Origin of the sequence: Candidatus Pantoea formicae, assembly GCF_011752625.1 — a bacterium.
Lineage (GTDB): Bacteria > Pseudomonadota > Gammaproteobacteria > Enterobacterales > Enterobacteriaceae > Pantoea > Pantoea formicae.
In genome coordinates this window covers 419873-436052 of the sequence record NZ_VWXD01000002.1, presented here as the reverse complement: position 1 = coordinate 436052, position 16180 = coordinate 419873, and the positions used below count along the sequence as shown (strand labels likewise).

The 16180-nt window shown below is 55.5% G+C and carries 16 protein-coding genes; 12 read left to right on the top strand and 4 right to left on the bottom strand.

Annotated features, from left to right (window positions below; translation table 11 throughout):
* The first annotated feature begins 226 nt into the window (after positions 1-226).
* Positions 227-2122, top strand: coding sequence for a methyl-accepting chemotaxis protein (locus F3J38_RS06675; protein ID WP_167136228.1), 1896 nt, complete (start codon positions 227-229; stop codon positions 2120-2122).
* A 217-nt stretch (positions 2123-2339) separates the two neighbouring features.
* Positions 2340-2873: an isopentenyl-diphosphate Delta-isomerase gene (gene idi, locus F3J38_RS06670; RefSeq protein ID WP_084936027.1), complete on the top strand. Its 534-nt coding sequence runs from the start codon at positions 2340-2342 to the stop codon at positions 2871-2873.
* 649 nt (positions 2874-3522) lie between these two features.
* On the opposite strand, the gene F3J38_RS06665 is transcribed toward idi, so the two are convergent.
* Positions 3523-4989, bottom strand: coding sequence for an MFS transporter (locus F3J38_RS06665; RefSeq protein ID WP_167136226.1), 1467 nt, complete (start codon positions 4987-4989; stop codon positions 3523-3525).
* Between the two features lie 217 nt (positions 4990-5206).
* Here F3J38_RS06665 and osmF point away from each other — a divergent pair, with 217 nt between their 5' ends.
* Genes osmF through F3J38_RS06645 form a run of 4 tightly spaced genes read left to right on the top strand, consistent with a single transcriptional unit; the run spans position 5207 to position 8944 of the window.
* Positions 5207-6115 carry a glycine betaine ABC transporter substrate-binding protein OsmF gene (gene osmF / locus F3J38_RS06660; protein ID WP_167136224.1) on the top strand — a complete coding sequence of 303 codons (909 nt, stop codon included), beginning with the start codon at positions 5207-5209 and terminating at the stop codon, positions 6113-6115.
* 3 nt (positions 6116-6118) lie between these two features.
* Positions 6119-7285, top strand: coding sequence for an ABC transporter permease (locus tag F3J38_RS06655; RefSeq protein ID WP_167136222.1), 1167 nt, complete (start codon positions 6119-6121; stop codon positions 7283-7285).
* Complete coding sequence (locus tag F3J38_RS06650; RefSeq protein WP_167136220.1) at positions 7278-8213, top strand: ABC transporter ATP-binding protein; 936 nt, start codon at positions 7278-7280, stop codon at positions 8211-8213. Before F3J38_RS06655 ends, F3J38_RS06650 begins: the two co-directional genes overlap by 8 nt.
* Complete coding sequence (locus F3J38_RS06645; RefSeq protein ID WP_167136218.1) at positions 8213-8944, top strand: ABC transporter permease; 732 nt, start codon at positions 8213-8215, stop codon at positions 8942-8944. Before F3J38_RS06650 ends, F3J38_RS06645 begins: the two co-directional genes overlap by 1 nt.
* On the opposite strand, the gene F3J38_RS28505 is transcribed toward F3J38_RS06645, so the two are convergent.
* Together F3J38_RS28505 and F3J38_RS06640 are read right to left on the bottom strand one after the other, a co-directional pair.
* Positions 8925-9032 (bottom strand): YohO family small membrane protein, encoded by a 108-nt coding sequence (locus F3J38_RS28505; protein WP_231568843.1) that lies wholly within the window; start codon positions 9030-9032, stop codon positions 8925-8927. The two genes, F3J38_RS06645 and F3J38_RS28505, sit on opposite strands and share 20 nt — an antisense overlap.
* An 83-nt stretch (positions 9033-9115) precedes the next feature.
* Positions 9116-9850, bottom strand: coding sequence for a MerR family transcriptional regulator (locus F3J38_RS06640; protein WP_167136216.1), 735 nt, complete (start codon positions 9848-9850; stop codon positions 9116-9118).
* A gap of 151 nt (positions 9851-10001) precedes the next feature.
* On the opposite strand from F3J38_RS06640, the gene F3J38_RS06635 reads away from it, so the two are divergent.
* Positions 10002-10565, top strand: coding sequence for a helix-turn-helix domain-containing protein (locus F3J38_RS06635; protein ID WP_167136214.1), 564 nt, complete (start codon positions 10002-10004; stop codon positions 10563-10565).
* On the top strand, positions 10562-11080 hold the full coding sequence (locus F3J38_RS06630) for a GNAT family N-acetyltransferase (protein ID WP_167136212.1): 519 nt from the start codon (positions 10562-10564) through the stop codon (positions 11078-11080). Before F3J38_RS06635 ends, F3J38_RS06630 begins: the two co-directional genes overlap by 4 nt.
* 30 nt (positions 11081-11110) lie before the next feature.
* Here the strand turns inward: F3J38_RS06630 and F3J38_RS06625 are convergent, their stop codons facing one another.
* Positions 11111-12082 carry a LysR family transcriptional regulator gene (locus tag F3J38_RS06625; protein ID WP_167136210.1) on the bottom strand — a complete coding sequence of 324 codons (972 nt, stop codon included), beginning with the start codon at positions 12080-12082 and terminating at the stop codon, positions 11111-11113.
* 157 nt (positions 12083-12239) lie between these two features.
* Here F3J38_RS06625 and argH point away from each other — a divergent pair, with 157 nt between their 5' ends.
* Genes argH through F3J38_RS06605 form a run of 4 tightly spaced genes read left to right on the top strand, consistent with a single transcriptional unit; the run spans position 12240 to position 16174 of the window.
* Complete coding sequence (argH, locus tag F3J38_RS06620) at positions 12240-13667, top strand: argininosuccinate lyase (protein WP_167136208.1); 1428 nt, start codon at positions 12240-12242, stop codon at positions 13665-13667.
* A gap of 10 nt (positions 13668-13677) precedes the next feature.
* Positions 13678-14556, top strand: coding sequence for an amino acid ABC transporter permease (locus F3J38_RS06615; protein WP_084936036.1), 879 nt, complete (start codon positions 13678-13680; stop codon positions 14554-14556).
* Between the two features lie 13 nt (positions 14557-14569).
* The gene (locus tag F3J38_RS06610; protein WP_034820986.1) at positions 14570-15334 is read left to right on the top strand and encodes an amino acid ABC transporter ATP-binding protein; all 765 of its coding nucleotides are present in this window, start codon (positions 14570-14572) and stop codon (positions 15332-15334) included.
* Between the two features lie 18 nt (positions 15335-15352).
* Positions 15353-16174 carry an ABC transporter substrate-binding protein gene (locus F3J38_RS06605; RefSeq protein WP_084936059.1) on the top strand — a complete coding sequence of 274 codons (822 nt, stop codon included), beginning with the start codon at positions 15353-15355 and terminating at the stop codon, positions 16172-16174.
* Positions 16175-16180 lie beyond the last annotated feature (6 nt).

Here is a 16180-nt window from a genome sequence, read left to right as displayed (position 1 = left end):
TTTATTACGCACTGGTCATCGATAATCCTGTGCCAAACAGGCGCGACAAACCGCGCCGCTACAGGATGCAACGGTGTTTTCGTACATAAGCGCACCGTTAATAACCCAGCTAATGATCACTTAAATCAACTATTTGCATTTTTGTGATCTGTCTCACCTCAAGTTCCCCGATAACACGCCGTTAACCTCGATCAGGCAACTCGCCAACCAGGGTAAGGGCACATCGATGTTAAAAACTACACAATCTCGTTTTACCGCGACTTTAGTCGCCTTTTTCGTGGTCCTGATGCTGGTGACCGTGGTGGTGATAAACCAGTTTATTGCGCCGCAACTAAGCCAAAATGAAAGCCGCCTGGTGCGTTATGAAGTGGACGGGCTGGCGGGACGTATTGTTGAACAGATGAACCGGGTACAAGCCCAGCAGCGTGCCATTACGGAAGCCGCGGGTGTGATGGATAGTACCGCGATCGATACTTTGTTGCCTGCCCTGGTGAACCAATATCAGGACAGCAACGTGTTTGGCGGCGGTATCTGGCCGTTGCCCAACCGTCGCGATCCGGCTAAAGAGAAAGACAGCTCGTTCTTCGCGCGTAACGCCAGTAACCAGTTGCAGGTCAACACTTACTGGAACTCCGATGCGGCGGATAAATACTGGGAGCAGCCGTGGTACAAAGACGGCATGGCGGCAGCAAAAGGGCAATGTGCCTGGGCAAAAGCCTACCAGGATGCGGCTAGCCCACAACCGCGCACCAACTGCGCCATGGCGATTTATCGCGATGGCGCCGTATGGGGAGTGGCGACCATTGACGTAACGCTTGGGTTCTTTAACCAGCTGGCAAAACAGATGGGTGAGGCGATTCACGGGCGTGTGCTGATTGTTGAGGCCGACGGTAAGGTGGTGGGCAATGCCGCATTGGTAGAAGGTACACCAAAACTGGAGAATCTGTCCGATACCCAGTTGCCGATGGCCTCCGCGTTAAAAGGTCTGCTGGCGCAGGCGGGTACGCAGCCAACACAAACCACCTTTAAAGGCGAAGATGGCGAACACACGCTGTTTCTGCAAGCCATTGCGGGGAGCCCGTGGTATCTCGCCAGCGATGTGCCTTCCAGCCTGTTGGATGCGCAAACCCACAGCATGCTGACGCGCCTGGGCCTGGTACAGATCCCTCTGGCAGTGATTCTGCTGTTGGTATTGCTGGGCTTTGTGCGTGCCATGATGAAGCGCTTGAGTCTGCTGAATCGCAACATTGAAGCATTGTCGACGGGCGGTGCTGATTTGACCCAGCGTTTGCCGGCCAGCAACAGCCCGGAATTTAACGCTGTGGCGCAGAGCTTCAACCAGTTTATCGAGTATTTACAGGGGCTGATGCGTCAGGTGGGCGACAGTGCGCTGGCGATCACCGCAGCGTCGCGTGAAATTGCGAGTGGTAATGCCGATCTCTCTGCCCGTACTGAATCTCAGGCCAGTTCGATTGTCGAGACTGCCGCTTCGATGGAAGAGCTGACGGGCACCGTTCGTCAGAACGCGGACAATGCGACTCATGCGAATCAGCTGGCAGATGGTGCATCACAAGTGGCGGCGCGCGGCACCGATGTGGTACGCCAGGTCGTCAGTACCATGGGTGCCATCAATCACTCATCACGCAAAGTGGTGGATATTATCAGCGTGATTGACAGCATTGCCTTCCAGACTAATATTCTGGCGCTAAACGCTGCGGTTGAAGCTGCGCGTGCGGGCGAACAGGGGCGAGGATTTGCGGTGGTGGCGTCCGAAGTGCGTAATCTGGCGCAACGCTCGGCCAACTCAGCACGTGAGATTAAGAAGTTGATTGAGGAGTCTGTCGCCAACATCGATACCGGTAGCCAACTGGTCGAGCAGGCGGGGCAAACCATGGATGAGCTGATGCAAGGTGTGAGTAGTGTGACCACATTGATGAGCGAAATCATGTCTGCCAGCCGTGAACAAAGCATGGGCATTGAGCAGGTTAACGTTGCGATTACTCAGTTGGATGGCAGCACACAGCAGAATGCTGCGCTGGTGGAGCAAGTTTCCGCTGCAGCCCGTGCCATGGAAGAACAAAGCGTGCAGCTGGAGTTAGTGGTGCAGAGCTTTAAGCTGTAATCGCGGTGGTGTCTACGCTTATTCAGAGGCAGTCACGCAACAATCTGCCTGGCGTGCAGTGATGCACGTCAGGCAAACCTTCATACATTCCCACATCATTTGACTTAGGGCTGCTAAGATTATCTTCATCGTACCAGCGCACGGAATGTGCGCTTTTTTCTCCGCCACGGTACGCTCGATTGTGTACAATGGCTGAGAATTATCCGAAGGAGTTGTCATGCCCGCCATTGAAGTTATTCTCGTTGACCACCTCGATCGTCCCACCGGCAAGATGGAAAAGCTGGAAGTACATGAGAAAGGATTGCTGCATCGTGCGGTGACGGTTTACGTGTTCAATTCGCGTCATGAATTGCTGCTGCAACGCCGTGCTAACGGTAAATATCACTGTGGCGGCTTGTGGAGCAACACCTGTTGTGGCCATCCCTATCCGCAAGAATCGACGCGTGATGCCGCTGAACGTCGTCTGCGCGAGGAGATGGGCATGCAACTGGCCCTGACGCCGGTATTTGAACTGAGCTACAACCTGCCATTGAGCAACGGATTAACTGAACACGAATATGGTCACGTGTTCTTTGCCATCAGCGATGCAGAGCCAAAACTGAATCCTGAAGAGGCCGATGCCTGGTGCTATCGCTCGATTGAGCAGATTCAGCAGGAGATGCAGGACCAACCTGAGCAATTTACCCCTTGGTTCCTGCATACCTTCCCGCGCATTCCCCACACGCTCGGTGATTTCCGCCTGACGGCATAATAAATTGCCCATGGTTGGGGCCATGTTTGCCAGTAAAGGCCCTGTTCAGTTAAGGCTGTCATGTTCTGTCGTGACGGCCTTTCTTATGCGCGTTTTAGTGCGGGCCGCAGCACCTCTGCTGCTGCCGGGCCGTCCTCGCGCCGCTTCGCGGTGCCTTCGTCTGCAACGTCGTGCCGGCCGGAACGTTCGGGTACGGCCATCCATGGCCTACCCGAACTGCCTGTCGCATCCCTGCGACTGGCTCCTGGCACAACGTCTCCGCCTCAGCGCTGCGAATAGCCCTTGCAGCATCAGAGGCGCTGTGGCCTCAGACACTGTGCCCTTTGTGGCAATAAAAGCGCTATCGCCTGAGTCATCGTGCCCTTTCAAACAGCGTACACGGAAGTCAGCAAGCAGGCTGGTGCCGCTCTGGGGCTGGCATTTCGCAGCGCTGAACGGAATGAGGAAGCCAGGAGAGCCAGCATGGATGCTGGCGAAAGGTGCAGCCGGGACAGGGAAAGTCCCGTCTGCACCGGTCCGTCAGGCTGACGAGTGAAGTGAAGGTACCGCGTGAGCGGCGCGAGGACCGCCAGCCCCAGAGCGGCACCAGACTGCGCAATCACCCTATACTTAACTGGCAAGCATTACCCATGATTAGGGTGTTGTGATCTCAATTGAAGTCTTCTGCATCCACGTCGTAGCCCGATGGCTCCCAGCGGATTGCCAACAGCGCCAGTAATCCAATCAGCGGTGCGAGGAAGATCACCCAGAATACGCCGGTGCCGAAGGCTGCCACCAGCAACGGGAAGACAAACAGTGACACCGTTGAGCTGCCACGCATCAGCGTCTGGTTAAAGCCCACGCCGACGCCGCGCAGTGAAGCCGGGTAGCTCAACGACGCAAAGGTCATGGTGTGAGATCCAGGACCAAACCCCTGGCCAAACAGGAATAGCGCCAGCATCGCGATCGCCACGGCGGCCTGTTCGCCACCTTCAGGACGACCAATCAGCGCCAGCCCGAGCAGTGCCACGCACTGGCAAGTGTAACCCGTCACCGACATCTTCCATGCCCCGAGGCGCGGCACCAGACGCACGGCCAACAATCCACCGACAAAGGCGAAGAGCAGGTTTAACGCCAGCGACACCAGAATGGTGGTCAGCATGGATTGTGCGAAGAAACTGGAGATAATCACGGGCAAGCCAAACGCGACGGCGTTATAGGCAAAGGAGGAGGCGATGGAGGTGACGGTCGCTAAAATAGTGCGACGGCGATAAACACCCTGCAGCAGCGCGCCATAGTTGCGCCAACTGGCCTTGCGAACGGGTTTGCTTTGCGTCAGGTCGGCATCATCCGCCACTTGTGCATTGATGTTGTAAGAGCGCTGCAGAATCTCCGCCGCACCTTGTAGATTGCCCTGATTGGCCGCCCATACCGGAGACTCGCTCATATAACGACTGCGGATGGCAATGATCAGAAGTGCAGGCACGGCGCCAAAACCAAGAATCAAGCGCCACAGCCAATCGGTGTGACTCTCGGGCAGCACGGCGTACAACAGCAACACCAGCAGATAAGAAATACTGATCGCCGCGTACCAGGTGGGGCACCACATCGCCACGCTGGCCGCTTTATTCCCTTGCCCGCGTAATTTGGAAAACTCAGCAAGAAACGCCATCGCCACTGGAAGATCGATGCCCACACCCAGACCCATCACAAAACGCGCGCCACCTAACACATATTCGTTGGGGGCAAAGGCGCAGGCCAGTGCGGCAACCACGAAGAAGAACATATCGGCCATAAACACGCGATAACGGCCAATTTTATCGGTGAGATAACCGCCGATCAGCGCACCGACGATAGCGCCAAAGGTGATGGCTGATGCCACCATCCCTGTACCGGTCGGGGTGAGATTAAACTCGCGAGTGACGTCTTTAATACCAAAGGCCAGTGCGCCCAAATCATAGGCATCGAGAAACACACCGCCCAAGGCGATGGCGACCACGATGCGCGCATTGCTACGTGATTCATTACTGTTATTGACGAGACTGGAGACGTCAGCCGCGCTGCGAATCCATTTGGTTTCGCCGGTTGGCCTATTCCCTGTCAGCGCAACGTGCGCCGGAGATGCTAAGTCGGACATGATGTTGTGTATTTTATTGTAAAGAGTGGGCCTATGAGAATAATCCTCAGTTAGCGCTTTAAAAATTCCATTTGGTTATAAGTCCTGCGTAATGGTTATAAACAATGCGCAATGGATTGCAGAAAAAGCTCGAAGTTCAGTGCTTGACCGTCCCTATCCTGTTTCGCCAGGCTACGCTTGATAGTCACAGAGCGAAACATAAGCAGAGGAAAGCGACATGATTAAGCAGGGTTTATTGGGGATGATCGCATTAGCGATGAGCGTGAGTGCGGCCAATGCCGCCGATCCGGTGAAGGTCGGTTCAAAGATCGATACGGAAGGTTCGCTGCTGGGCAATATTATCCTGCAGGTGCTGGATAAACACGGCGTGAAAACCGTCAATAAAATCCAGCTCGGCACCACGCAGGTTGTACGCGGAGCAATTACTGCAGGCGAGTTGGACATTTATCCAGAGTATACCGGCAACGGCGCGTTCTTCTTTAACGATGAGAAGGATGCGGCGTGGAAAAACGCGCAACAGGGCTATGAAAAGGTGAAAAAGCTCGATGCGGATAAAAATCACTTGGTATGGCTGACGCCTGCACCGGCCAACAACACCTGGACCATCGCCGTGCGAGGCGATGTGGCGCAGAAAAATAACCTTAACTCCCTCGACGACCTCAGTGCTTACCTGAAAAAAGGCGGCACCTTTAAACTGGCCGCGTCAGCGGAATTTATCGAACGGAGTGATGCTCTACCTGCCTTTGAAAAAGCCTATAACTTCAAGCTGGATCAAGCGCAGCTGCTGTCGCTGGCTGGCGGTGATACAGCTGTGACTATCAAGGCTGCGGCGCAACAAACTTCGGGCGTCAATGCGGCGATGGCGTATGGCACCGATGGTCCAGTGGCCGCGCTTGGCTTGCAAACGCTGACCGATTCAAAGGGCGTCCAGCCGATCTATGCGCCCACCCCCGTGGTGCGTGAAAGCGTGTTAAAGCAGTATCCCGACCTCGGTAACTGGTTACAGCCGGTCTTCAGCAAACTGGATGAGAAGACGTTGCAGCAGCTAAATGCGCAGATCGCGGTGGATGGGCAAGATGCCAGCCAGGTCGCGAAGCAGTGGTTGCAGCAGAATAAGTTGCTGTAAGCGGTGACGTCTCGGTTCCTACAACCGCGTCAGCAGCCGGTGTTGCTGACGCTGACGCTGTTTATCACGCTGGCGTTGTTTGCATTGCCGTTACTCAGCTTCGCCGCGAATCGACTGGTCTCCGGTCAGCCTCTGATGCTTTGGCAGGTGGCGCAGTCCTGGTTATTGCTGCTACCCCTGCTGGTGCTGTGGCTGAGATTGTGGTGGCAACCCAGCCGCCGCAATGCGTTTGCGGCGTTGCTGGCAACGGAGGTGCTATTCGCGCTGTTAGTCGCCATCGGCGGCCATACGGCCAGCGCATTGGCGAACAGCGGCAGCACGCTAGCACGCACGGCTTTTGGCAGTGGGTTATGGTGTGCCGCAGCGCTAGCATTATTGCTGGCGGCAGAAACGATTCGCCAGCTCACCGCTAGCACGTCCTGGCGTATCTTGCTGAATCTGCAAATCTGGCTTGTGCCGCTGATACTGTTACTCAGCGGTTACCTCGACCAACTCTCCCTGTTGAAGGAGTATGCCAACCGTAAGGCGGTGTTTGATGCCGCTTTTAGCCAGCATCTGTTGCTGTTGGGTGGCACCTTGTTACCCACGTTGCTGGTGGGATTGCCATTGGGCATCGCCATTGCACGACGACCCCGCTGGCAAAGTGCAGCCTTTAACGTCCTTAACCTGATTCAGACCGTGCCCTCGGTGGCGCTGTTTGGCCTGTTGATTGCGCCCTTAGCGGGCTTAGCAGCCGCGTTTCCGCTGCTGGCGAGCTGGGGGATTAGCGGCATTGGGCTGGCACCCGCGCTGATTGCCCTGGTGCTTTATGCGTTGCTACCTTTGGTTCGCAGCGTGGTGGCTGGGCTGCAACAGGTGCCGCAAGAGGTGCGGGAAACCGCTCGTGGCATGGGGATGAGCGCACTGCAACAGTTCTGGCACGCCGAGCTGCCGCTGGCGTTACCGGTTTGGCTTTCTGGCTTACGTGTCGTGGTGGTGCAAACCATTGGGTTAGCAGTGGTAGCGGCGTTGATTGGCGCGGGAGGATTTGGCGCGATTCTGTTTCAGGGATTGTTGAGCAGTGCACTGGATTTGGTGCTGCTTGGCGTGATTCCGGTGGTGGCGTTGGCGGTGATTTTTGATGCCGCATTACGCTTACTGTCGGCACTGCTGGAGAGAGCACATGATTGAGTTTAACCAGGTAAGTAAAGTGTTCGCGGGTAAGGAGGCAGTGCGTAATCTGACACTGCATATTGAGAAGGGCAGCTTTACGGTACTGATTGGCACTTCCGGATCAGGCAAATCCACCACGCTGAAGATGATCAATCGTTTGGTCGAGCATGACAGCGGAGAGATCCGCTTTGCCGGGGAGGCGATCGAACGGATGGATGCCCGTGCATTGCGACGACGCATTGGCTATGCCATCCAGTCGATTGGCCTGTTCCCGCACTGGAACGTGGCGAAAAACATTGCCACCGTACCTGCACTACTGGGTTGGCCGAAGGCAAAGATCAATCAGCGCGTCGAAGAACTGCTCGCACTGTTGAATCTGGACACTCAGCTGGCGTCACGCTTTCCACACCAGCTCTCAGGCGGACAGCAGCAGCGTGTCGGTGTAGCACGTGCGCTAGCGGCCGATCCGGAACTGTTATTAATGGATGAGCCTTTTGGCGCACTTGATCCCGTAAACCGTCAGGCGCTGCAGCAAGAGATGTTGCGCATTCAGAAACTGTCAGGGCGAACGGTGGTTCTGGTCACGCATGATATCGATGAAGCCTTAACGTTGGCCGACCAGCTGGTGTTGATGGACGGCGGTGAAATTGTTCAGCAGGGTCGTCCTGTCGAACTCCTAACGCAGCCCGCTAATGCTTTCGCCCGCGATTTTTTTGGACGCAGTGAGTTAGGTGTCCGCTTATTGGCGTTGGGGCGTGCAGGCAGTGCTGCCCGGCGAGGGGAGTGGCTTGAGGGGGAACCCATTGCGGCAACTTTGACCTTGCGTGAAGCGTTGTCGCAGTTTATTGCCCGGCGTACGGACAAACTGCCGGTGATCGATCAGCAACAGCAGCCGTTAGGGGTCCTGCATTTCAGCGATCTGCTGCGCCAGCGGGAGACGAACTGATGCGCTTACTGCGCGATCCACTCTCTTGGCTGTTGTTGGCATTTCTGCTTTTGCTGTGGGGATTACCGCACAGTGGCCCGCTTTTCGGCCACTGGTTTCCGCAACTGGAACGTCCCTTGTATCAGCAGGAAAGCTTCTGGAAGTTAGCCTTGGCGCATCTCACACTGGTGCTCAGTGGCAGTACCTTGGCGGTCGTGGTTGGCATAGGTTGCGCGGTGTTTGCGACGCGTCGGGCTGGGCGAGCCTTTCGCCCCTTGCTGGAGACGCTGGCGGCTGCGGGGCAAACCTTCCCACCCGTCGCGGTGTTAGCGATTGCGGTTCCGGTCATGGGCTTTGGTGCAGCACCGGCGGTCATGGCGCTGTTTCTTTACGGCCTGCTGCCGATTTTACAGGGCACGCTAGCCGGTTTAGACAGCGTACCGGATAGCAACCGCGAGATTGCCATTGGATTGGGCATGGGGTCATGGCAGCGTTTGTGGCAGATTGAGTTGGCGCTGGCCGCACCGGTTATCATGGCGGGGGTGCGCACTTCAGTGATGATCAACATCGGCACCGCAACCATCGCTTCCACCGTGGGGGCAGAGAGCCTGGGCTCACCGGTGATTATCGGACTGAGCGGCTTTAACACCGCCTACGTCATCCAAGGGGCATTACTGGTGGCACTGCTGGCGTTAATCTGCGATCGCGTGTTGGAGCGCGTGCAGAGAAAACTCAGTGGCTGGGAAGGATAAGACTGTAACCCACTAACATCATGCCGCCCATGCCACCAATGGCCATCACGGCAAACAGCGTGCCGATGAAAATTTTATTCCAGTTCATATCGGAAACCTGAGAAAAGTCATGGAGTGCGGCATGATAACGCGCACACCCGGTCAGGCAAAGGCCGTGTGTGCGATTTTTCGCTAGGAAGGATCGTGAATATGAATGGCGAATCCTTGTGCTTGCCAGTGTTCAAACTGCTCAAGCTGACGGCGGGTGGGCTTTTTACCGGTCCAGATAAACAGATTCTGGCCTGGAAACAGCTCGGGTCGTGGCATATCCAACGGCTCGGCAAGCACATCAAGACGCCAACCCTGTTGCGACAAGCGCCACGCTTCCAGCCAGATGCGCGTGCGATCTTCCACGCCCCAACCAATCATTAACGCGTCTTTACCGGCTTTTTTACGACCGGCAGCCAAGCAAAATGCAACGTAATCAATCAGCGCACCATCCAGCAAACTGCACATGGTGCGAGCGGTGTTTTGGTCTAAGCCGAGGCGTTGACGCACCGGAACAAAGACGTGATCAATCAGCGCATCCACCGGATGTTCGCGTCCGATCGTGGCGATTTTCGTACGAAGTTTTGCCGGACGAACATGACGCAGAACGCTCATTAACTCTTCCTGAAGCGCCCCCCAGCCGTCATGCACATTGACCGTTTCGCCTTCCAGTAGGGCTTTTACCTTACCGACAGGCACACCACTCTCAATCCAGCGTTTGATCTCTTCGATACGCTGAACATCTTCATCATCGAATTGGCGGTGTCCGCCTTCGGTGCGCTGGGGTTTTAACAGACCGTAACGGCGCTGCCAGGCGCGAAGTGTTACCGGGTTGATTCCACAGCGCTCGGCAACATCGCCGATACTGTATAAGGCCATAGCATCCTCAAAAATTCTGACCTGCATTACAACACCTTAACCGTCACGCTTTGGTTGTACAATGATTTTTTTTCTGTACAACTTGACGGAGTGCACGATTTTTGGTCACATCTCATATGTGAGATTTAATTCCCATAAATGAGAGGTGACGATGACAGCTTCAAATTCCGATGATCGATTGGCTGCCCGGCTGGCTGAGTTACGCGTGCAACGCGGCTGGTCGCTAGACGAACTGGCGATGGCGACAGGCATTAGCCGGGCATCATTGTCGCGCATCGAGCGTGCAGAGACTAGCCCCACAGCCGCTTTGCTTAACCGGCTGTGTGTGGCCTATGGATTGACCATGTCGCGCCTGTTAAGCGAAGTGGAAGAGGAGGCGGCGCTGTTGTTAAAAGTCGCTGACCAAACAGTGTGGCATGATGATGCCAGCGGTTATCAACGCCGCAGCGTGTCACCCCCTGCCAGTCATTTTAAGGCAGAAGTGGTGGAAGGGGTATTGCGACCCGGCGCTCGTATTGAGTATGACGCGCCGCCGGTGCAGGGTTTGGAGCAGCATATCTGGCTGCAATCTGGCGAGTTGACCTTCGCTATGGAGGATCAGCGCTGGACGCTTCAGGCGGGCGATTGCCTGCGTTTTCATCTCACCGGTAAATCCTCTTTTACTGCCCACGCGGAAGGCGGGGCGCGTTACATCTTGGTGGTGTGTAAACCATGATTGAGATCGAACAATTATCCGCGACCCAAGCGCAACCGTTACTGGCGGCGCTGACCGATGTGTTACAGGGCTGCGTGGCGGACGGCGCCAGCGTGGGTTTTATTGATGCGGCAGACCGTCAGGCAATAGAACGCTTCTGGCAGGACAAAATTTACAGCCTGGCAAGCGGTGACAATCAGCTGCTGGTGGCCTGGCAGCAGGGCGTGATTGTGGCAACGGTGATGGTGGGCTACAGCGCCATGCCAAATGGGCGTCATCGCGCGGAGATCAGCAAATTACTGGTGCACCCTGGGGCGCGGCGTCAGGGGATCGCACGACGTCTGATGCAGCAGGCCGAACAGCTGGCTGTAGATCGGGGTAAAACGCTGCTGGTATTGGATACGCGCAGCGGCGACGTCGCGACCGACCTCTATCTGTCGATGGACTGGCAGGTTGCAGGTTCGATCCCGTACTATGCGGAGTCAACGGAAGGGGTGCTGGATGCCACCACCGTGATGTTTAAATGGTTGAAGTAAACGCGCCAAGCCGCAGTGACTTGCACCAACTCAGTGCGCGCCTTCGGCGTCACTGAGCCCTAACGCCTGCATAAACAAACGAATAATGGGATTAATTTTCCGACCTTTTTTGATTATCAGACAAAACGGATTTTCACGTCGCACGGTTTCATCACCTAACTCGCAGAGCTGACCGCGTGCAATAAAGGGTGTGGCGTAATGTTCGGGCAAATAACCAATAAAATGACCGGTTAAAATCAGCATAGCGACAGATTCAACCTGCACGGCTTGCGCGCCGCTATCTTGCAGCGGAATGATGCGGCGATCGTCACGCGGGGTAACATATAAATGATTTATAATCTTCTGCTCACGTAATATTTCCACTGATACTTTTTTATCACAAGACCCAGAATATAAAGGATGTGACATAGAGCAATATAATTTCGAATACTCTTTATAAAGCGGGAAGTAATCAAAATCACTTTTCATTTCATAAACTGGTGCAATGCCACAATGAAAACGGCCTTCGCTAACGCCACGTTCAATATCATCTAATTGCGCGGTTTGTAATCGGATTTGCACTTTTGGCGCATTCTGGTGCAACTGCTGCACCGCGGCGGTGACGGGGGATTGGGGATCGGAAATGGTGTTATCCACCACGCAGATGGCGATATCACCCAGCAGTTCGTTACGGCTGTTGTGTAAGCGCTCACGGAACAAATTCAGCGATACGAACAGCTCCAGCGTGGCCTGATAGACATTGATACCGTATTGCGTCAGCTCAAAGCCTTCACGCCCACGGCTGCATAACGTCATGCCAAGCCGGATCTCCAGATCGGAAACCTGTTTACTGATTGCCGCCAAGCCAATATTCAATTCGTGGCTGGCAGCCGTTAATCCCCCGGCTTCTACCACACATTTAAATACTCGCAGCAATTTTAAATCGATATTACTCAGTGCCAGAACCGCATTGTCGCCGCGATTATTCGCATTGTTTCCAGGCTGGGAAACTTTACTTTCCATCTTTGCTATTCAACTCCGGAATAATTGCGGTGAAAGTACAGTGAACCTGAAATATGACGTATTTACCAGCGTGGCAATAAAATAAGTTTTTATTATCACCCTTGGGCTAACCATATCTTTTTCATATTGCTGACGATTATCTGTAAGGGGAAATAGCATGTCTGATAATGCCGAACTGTTATGGGGCGCGCGTTTTAAAGCGGCACCGGCGGCCAGTTTAACCGCGCTGTCACGTAGCCCGGATTATTACTTTGCGTTGGCTCCTTACGATTTAGCGGGCTGCCGGGCACATGCACGTGAACTGGCGCGTGGTGACCTGCTTAGCGCTGATGAGCTTGCGACCATGCTTGCGGCGATCGAGGCGCTAGACGCAGATTACCGTGCGGGAAAACTGCATCCGATTGCAGCCGATGAAGATGTGCACACCTTTATCGAGCGTGCGCTGACAGAACGTTTAGGTCCATTGGGCGGCAAACTGCGCGCTGGACGTTCACGGAACGACCAGACCGTCAACGATCTGCGTCTCTACCTGCGTGATAACGGCCGCAAGGTGGTTGCCGCCTTACTGACGTTGCAGCAAGCGTTGGTGGAGCAGGCTGCGCAGCACACGGAAAGCGTGGCGCCGGGTTTCACTCACTTGCAGCAAGCGCAGCCGATTGTCTTTGGCCATCAGCTGCTGGCGCATGCCCAGTCGTTTGCACGTGATATCGAACGGATGCAGGACTGGGATCGCCGCAGTGCGCGCTGCCCACTCGGTGCCGCAGCAATGGCGGGATCGGCGATTGCGCGCCAGCCGGAAAAAGCGGCTGAAGATCTGGCTTACCTCGCACCGTGCGAAAACTCGATTGATGCGGTTGCCAGCCGTGATTACGCCGCAGAGTTTCTGTTCGTCACCAGCATGATCGGTATCAACCTGTCGCGTCTGTGCGAAGAAGTGTGCATGTGGGCTTCGCGCCAGTTCCGCTGGGTGGAGCTGCACGACAGCTACGCCACCGGCAGCTCAATTATGCCGCAGAAGAAAAACCCGGACATCGCTGAACTGACGCGCGGTCGTTCAGGCCGTCTGGTCGGTAACCTGATGGCACTGCTCACCACCATGAAAGCCATGCCGCTTTCCTACAACCGCGATCTCAGCGATGACAAACGCAACGTAATAGATGCCGTAGACACCCTGCTGCTGGTACTGCCTGCCATGGCGGGCATGATGGCCACCCTGAAGTTCAACACGGATGTGATGCGCGAACAGGCACCCGATGGGTTTACGTTGGCAACTGAAGTGGCCGACTGGCTGGCGATGCGTGGCGTGCCGTTCCGTGAAGCCCATGAAATTACCGGCCAACTGGTGCAACTCTGCGAGCGCGAAAACTGTGGATTGTCAGATCTCAGCGATGCGCAGTTGCAGGCGGTCGATATGCGTTTAACGCCAGAGGTGCGCAGCGCGCTGACGCTGGAAGCCGCCTTGGCGGCACGCAGTGGTTATGGCGGGACTGCACCGGAACGTGTGCGTGAACAGTTGGCGCGTCTGCAAACGCTGATGCAGGACCAGCAGCGCTGGACTGAAGATTACGCTGGCCCGCGTGCCTGAGGAGACGCTTATGTCGCAATCAACCCCGGTTGAACCCAGCATCAACAATAGCCGTGAGCAGACACACTACGATCTGGATCGTTATCAGGTGGTGCCACGCCGTTACTACGGACGCATCACCGCATCGGCAGTGATCCTGATTCTGCTGGCACTGCTGGTGAATGCGTTCGCACATGGCAACATTGAGTGGTCATTCGTCGGCCAGTTCTTTACCGCGCAGGCGATCCTCAATGGCGTGGTGAATACCCTGATCATGTCAGTGCTGGCGATGGGGTTGGGCATTCTGTTCGGTGTGGTCACCGCCATCATGTATATGTCGCCGAACCCGGTGTTGCATTACATCGCTGTGGGCTACGCATGGATCTTCCGTGGCACGCCGTTGATTCTGCAATTGCTGCTGTGGTTCAACCTTGCGCTGGTGTTCCCCACTATCGCCATCCCCGGCCTGTTCAGCGTGCAAACTGTCACCATCATGACGCCATTCCTGGCGGCGTTGCTTGGCCTGAGCATTAACCAAGGGGCTTACACCTCGGAAGTGGTGCGCGCCGGTTTGTTGTCAGTGGATACCGGTCAATATGAAGCGGCAAAAGCCATTGGCATGCCGCGTCTGCAGGCGCTGCAACGCATCATTCTGCCGCAGGCGATGCGCGTGATTTTGCCGCCTGTGGGTAACGAATTTATCAGCATGATCAAAACCACCAGTCTGGCGAGCATGATCCAGTACTCCGAACTGCTCTACAACACGCAGACCATCTACTTCGCCAACGCGCGCGTGATGGAACTGCTGTTCGTGGCGGGCATCTGGTACCTGATCATCGTCACCGTGCTGTCGTTTGGTCAGAGTCGCCTTGAGCGCTTCTTCTCACGCGGCCACCGCCAGCGTCAGTAATTGGGAGAGAGAGATGAGAAACATCGTGCGCGCCGTCAAGGTGAACAAATATTTCGACCAGTTCCATGCGCTGAAGGATGTCAGCCTCGAAGTGAATTACGGCGAGGTGATGTGCATTCTCGGGCCATCCGGCTCCGGTAAAAGTACCTTCCTGCGCTGCATCAACCAGCTGGAGAAGGTCGATCAGGGCGGCATCTGGGTCGACAACGAATTAGCGGGCTATCGCATTGCGGGCAACAAACTGCATGCGCTGAGCGATAAGCAGATTGCTCGCCAGCGGTTGCAGACCGGCATGGTGTTCCAGCGCTTTAACCTGTTCCCGCACAAAACTGCGCTGGAGAACATTATCGAAGGGCCTTGCCGGGTGCTGCTGCGTCCCAAGCGCGAAGCCAGTGAAGAGGCGATGGCGCTGCTGGATCGGGTGGGTCTGGCGCACAAAGCACATGACTATCCGCAGTCGCTGTCTGGCGGGCAACAGCAGCGTGTGGCGATTGCGCGTGCGCTGGCGATGAAACCCAAACTGATGTTGTTCGACGAACCGACGTCGGCGCTGGATCCAGAGATGGTCGGTGAAGTGCTGGCGGTGATGCGCCAGTTGGCAAAAGAGGGCACCACTATGCTGGTCGTCACGCACGAAATGGGCTTTGCCCGTGAGGTGGCTAACCAGGTGGTGTTTATGGACGAGGGACGCATTATCGAGCAGGGCGCACCAGAAGACATTCTGCTGAACCCGCAAAACCCACGGATGAAAAACTTTATTAACGCGATTCTTCTTTAACATGACCGGGGTGAAAAAATGAAAAAACTGTTATTGAGTGCCATCAGTGCCGCGCTGTTACTGCAATCTTCGGCTTGGGCGGACATTGCCGTACCGGCCGCGATCAAAGAGAAAGGGCTGACGGTGGCCATCATGCCGAACTACCCGCCGATGGATTTTAAAGATCCCGCGACGAATCAACTGACGGGTGTGGATTACGATCTCGGTCAGGCGATTGGTGAAAAATTGGGTGTGAAGATCAACTGGCAAGAGATCGCCTTTGAGCAGATGGTCAACGCGGTGGTGACCAAACGCGTCGATCTGGTGATGTCCGGTATGACCGACACTAAAGAGCGCCAGAAAGTGGTCAACTTTATCGACTACTTCAAAACCGGTCCGCAGTTCTACACCTTGAGTTCACACAGTGAGATCAATAGTGCGATGGATCTGTGCGGCAAGAAAGTCGGCACCAGCCGTCGCACCACCTTCCCGCAAGAGATTGCCAACTGGTCAAAAGCACACTGCGAAGCTGCCGGCAAACCTGCGATTGTCGTGGTCGGTGCAGAAGGGACTGCGGATGCACGTACCCAATTGCGGCAGGGGCGACTGGATGGCGCGGTGCAGGGGAGTGAAACGCTGCCGTACATCATGAATCTGGAAAAAGGCACCTTTAAGCCGCTGGATAAAGCCTTCTCCTTCCAATACACCGGCATGGCGATGGGCAAAGACGCCACTGAGTTGACGACGGCAGTGCAGGCGGCGATTGATGCCATGATTGCCGATGGCAGCTACCAAAAGATCCTCAGCAAGTGGGGCTTGACCGACAACGGCATCACCAAAGCGCAGATCAATCAGGGCTAAAGGAGC